2 protein-coding genes and 2 pseudogenes are annotated in these 4340 nt (G+C 55.9%); 1 reads left to right on the top strand and 3 read right to left on the bottom strand.

Going from position 1 to position 4340, the window contains the following annotated elements:
- The first annotated feature begins 75 nt into the window (after positions 1–75).
- Positions 76–1785, top strand: a complete 1710-nt coding sequence (locus tag CPT76_RS16010) for a sensor histidine kinase (protein WP_258168539.1) — start codon at positions 76–78, stop codon at positions 1783–1785.
- A gap of 445 nt (positions 1786–2230) precedes the next feature.
- Here the strand turns inward: CPT76_RS16010 and CPT76_RS42125 are convergent.
- From CPT76_RS42125 to CPT76_RS16000, 3 genes and pseudogenes are all read right to left on the bottom strand, one after another.
- A pseudogene (locus CPT76_RS42125) lies at positions 2231–2479 on the bottom strand (multidrug ABC transporter permease); the annotation flags it as partial.
- Positions 2416–3165, bottom strand: coding sequence for an ABC transporter transmembrane domain-containing protein (locus CPT76_RS42120; protein ID WP_258168643.1), 750 nt, complete (start codon positions 3163–3165; stop codon positions 2416–2418). The gene CPT76_RS42120 and the pseudogene CPT76_RS42125, both read right to left, overlap by 64 nt.
- Positions 3166–3332: 167 nt before the next feature.
- Positions 3333–4340 (bottom strand): annotated as a pseudogene (locus CPT76_RS16000) (ABC transporter ATP-binding protein); the annotation flags it as partial.

Here is a 4340-nt window from a genome sequence, read left to right as displayed (position 1 = left end):
TGGTGCTGATCATCGTGCCGATTTTATGTCGGTTATATCGCCAATACAATCCTCGTCAACTCCTACCGCGAGCAAATGAACACGAATTTGACCGGGACGCTGAAGCAGATCCGCGACAACATCGCCTATAAAATGGAGGACACGCAGCGGCTGTCGGACTTGCTGTACTTTGACGAAAGCATGCCATTGGAGCTGATGCGATACGAGGAGGGCTGGGTCAGCTACCAGACGACAAAAAAGCTTCTGATTCCAAAGTTCCGCCAGGTCACGGATTCGAGCAACCTGCGGATCTGGATGAGCATTTATTTAAAAAACGAAACGCTGCCCGAAATCTACAACGCCGACCCGCAGGGAACGGACCCTTTGACCAGGGGCAATCATTGGGATTTGTACCATTTGAACCGGATTCAGAACAAACCGTGGTACGCTGACTTTCCTCCGGAGGAATACGGAAAAACCGTCGTGTGGAGGCAGGTGGAAGACGACGGCATGTTCGGGAGAATCTCGCTGCTGCGGCGGCTGGTCGATACCCGCGATCCAATGAAGCTGGAGACGATCGGGTTTATCCGGATCAGCGTTTATTTGTCCGAAATTTTCCGGAGCGTCGATGCGGGCAAAATCGGCAGCGGCAGCATGCTGTCGATCGGCGGGGAGGGCGGCCGGCGAATGTACGCTTCCGGTGAAAGCAATCTGCTGCTGGCTTCCGAACCCGGGAGCAAGATGGAGATCGATCCGGGCCGCTATACGATGCTGGAGGAAACGCTGCCGGAGCTCGGCTGGAATCTGGCGGCCTATGTGCCGAACAGCGTGGTAGAGCAGGACACGCGCAAGGTGAACCTGCTTACGCTGATCATTTGTCTACTCAGCGTCGGATTGATCTCAATTGTCGCCTATGGGGTGTCCCGCTTCTTTTCCAGAAGGGTCTCCAAGGTCGTATCGGTGCTGCAGCGTTTTCAGCAGGGGGATTTTCACAAGCGGATCCATTACCGGGGGAACGACGAGTTTACGATCATCGCCGGCTCGCTGAACAAGCTGGGCGAGCAGACGGAACATTTGATCCAGGAAGTGTATGTCACGAATCTGAAGAAAAAGGAAGCGGAGCTGGAGACGCTGCAGGCCCAGATCAACCCGCACTTCCTGTACAATACGCTCTCATCGATCAGCCGGCTGGCCAAGTTCGGGCAAGTGGATAAGCAGCACCAGATGGTAATGAACCTGGCGAAGTTTTACCGGCTGTCGCTGAATGAAGGGCAGACCGTCATTTCGATTTATCACGAAATCGAGCAGGCGCAGGCATACATCGATATCCAGCAGGTCAAGTACGGTGAGCGGATGGAGGTTCATTTTGACATCGACCCGCAGATCGTCAAGTTTATGACGGTAAAGCTGATTCTTCAGCCGTTCATCGAGAACGCGCTGCAGCATGCCTGGCGCGGGGACCGGATTTATATCCGGGTTGTCGGGCGGATGGACGCCGGGACCGGCTCGATCGTCTTCCAGATCATCGATGACGGCAGCGGGATGACACGGGAGCGGGTGGAGGAGCTGTCCGGCTCAGGCTCGGGTGTGGGCACGGCCGGGTCAGGAGCCTCGCAGCAGCGCAAAGGTTACGGCATCCGGAACGTAAACGACCGGATCAAGCTGTATTTCGGCAGCGATTACGGCGTCTCCCTGTACAGCCGGCCGGGGATCGGAACCTGCGTGACGATCCGCATTCCGGTGCAGCCGCGCAGCCGGGGCGAACAACGGCAGAACGGTCATGACCATATCGGGAGGACAGGATGAGCAGAAGAGAAACGGGAGATGCAGCTGAGGAAACCGCTGTAACAGTATTGCATAGCAGCCGTAAACCGTACGGGGATGATGGAGGAGCCGGATAAGCGCAGGGCCGAAACGACCGAGCAGGGGCATGGTGGTGTAACAGCATGTCCGTCCATTATTAGCCGAACAGAAGTAGTAATAGACTGGTTACTAAGTGTATGCTCATGGCATTAAAAAGGGAGCGATCCGATCACGGATTCGCTCCCTTTTGCTTGTTTTTTCGTTATGTTGTTTTCACGGCATTGGAACGATGGACACGCAACCGCGGAGTGACCTAAGGCCGAGATGCACAGCATGTAGGCCGTATGACGATGCCCAGCGAACCGGCGAATTACACCGGTGAAGGCGCCTGAACCGGCGGCTGTACCTTGATTCCGTTGTCTGGAGCAGGTGCCGCTGCACCAGAGCCCTGCTGAAGCTGATACATTTGATAATATCTGCCGCCGAGCTTCATCAGCTCGTCATGGCTGCCCTTCTCGACAATCTCGCCCCGGTGCAGCACCAGAATCTGATCGGCGCTGCGGATGGTCGAAAGACGGTGCGCGATGATGAACGTCGTACGGCCCTTCTTCAGCACCTCCAGCGCGGATTGGATCAGGCTCTCCGTCTCGGTATCGATGTTGGCCGTGGCCTCGTCGAGAATGAGGATCGCCGGATCGTCGCGAATTTCCGGTAGAGCACGATCCATACGATCAGCAGCGGGACGACGAACAAGCAGATGAGGCCGAGCCGGACGTCCAGCAGGAACAAGGCGATATACACCCCGGTAATGTAGATGATCCCCGAGCTGAAGTTCGACAGCACCGCCACAAACAGGTCTTTGACCGCTTCGGTGTCATTGGTGATGCGGGAGACTACCTTGCCGGCAGGCAGTGTATCGAAGAAATACACCGGAAGCCGCTGCATATGCGCATAGATGTCAGTCCGGAGCTTCTGGATGACTTTGTTGGCGGAAGACTGCAGCCAGTACGTTTTGCCGAATTCCGTAAAGATGCTGATCACCAGGAAAATGCAGTACAGTCCGACGAGCTTCAAAATACCCGGAATTTCCAGCTTGTAGAAGGAATACAGCTCACTCGCGGACAGCTTGGCGGCTGGATAGGTTTCCACAGCGCCGCCGCGGCTGATCGTCAGCTGTCCGTTCTCGAATTTGCGCTCCCCGTCTGGATTGGCTACGGGCTGGTTGACAAAATAAAAGTCACGTCCGGTTTGCAGCAGCCGGACTTCCTGGCCTTTGGCTTCTCCTTCACCGAAGCGGTCACCGCGCTTGTAATAATGGCCGTTGTAGGATACGGCGTTTTCAGATGATGTCGTTTCAAAATACGGCTTTTCAATACCCAGCATATGATCGTCGATCATCGTCTTGGCGATGAACGGGCCGGCAAGCTCGGCGCCGACGCCGATCGCCAGGGCGATGATGGCCGCGATAAAGATGCCTTTGGCGCATAGGGCGTACTGGAACAGCCGCTTGCCTACGCTAGCTTTAGAATTCATAGGTTTACACCTCATTTTTAAGTGGACAAATTGTTTTCGACCTGCTGCCGCTCAAACTGCTCGCGGTACCAGCCGCCTTTGGAGAGCAGCTGCGCGTGGGTTCCTTGTTCGACGATGGCTCCTTCATCCAGCACCACGATCCAGTCCGCATGTTCGATGGCGGACAGGCGGTGCGTGGAGATCAGTGCGTTTTGCCGGAGCGCTGCTTGCGGATATTTTCGATGATCCGCGCCTCGGTCCGGGCGTCGACCGCGGAGAGGGCGTCATCGAGAATCAGGATCTCCGGATCGGAGATGAACGCTCTGGCCAGCGATACGCGCTGCTTCTGGCCGCCGGAAAGGGATACGCCTTTCTCTCCGACGAGGGTGTCAAGTCCGGCTGCGAGCGTGTGCAGGTCGTTGTCAAACGCAGCTGTCGCGATTGCTTCCATAATGATATCGTCTTCAGCCTGGAATTTGCCGAACTGGATATTTTGCCGGACCGATTTAGAGAACAGGATTTGTTCCTGCGGAACATAGCCGATCCAGCTGTGAAGCTGGTTTTGGGTAATACGCTCGATCGGAACCTCCGAGATCAGAATATCGCCTATTCCCGTCGGATACTCGTGCAGCAGCTGCTTCAAGAGCGTCGACTTACCGCTGCCGGTGCGTCCCACGACGCCGAGCGTCTGGCCCTTATGCAAGGTCAGGTTAATGTGCTTCAGATTGTCGACCGATGAGGTCGGATACCGGAACGTGACATCCCGCAGCTCAATCGTGTCGGGACGCTCCACCCGAACCGGATCGGGCGCATCCTGAACGTCCGGCACGACCGATAACGTCTCATTGACCCGGTCGAGGGAGGCGCTGCCCCGCTGCATGACATTGATCAGCTCACCGATCGCAAACATCGGCCAGATCATCATCCCAAGGTACATATTGAACGATACGAGATCCCCCAGGGTAATTTGATTTTTAAAAACGAGATAAATGCCGAAAGCCAGGCCGATCACGTAGCTTGCGCCTACGCATAAGCGGATGGTCGGC

The organism is Paenibacillus sp. AR247 (assembly GCF_002968895.1).
Lineage (GTDB): Bacteria > Bacillota > Bacilli > Paenibacillales > Paenibacillaceae > Paenibacillus_AQ > Paenibacillus_AQ favisporus.
This window is presented reverse-complemented; position numbering and strand designations above follow the sequence as displayed.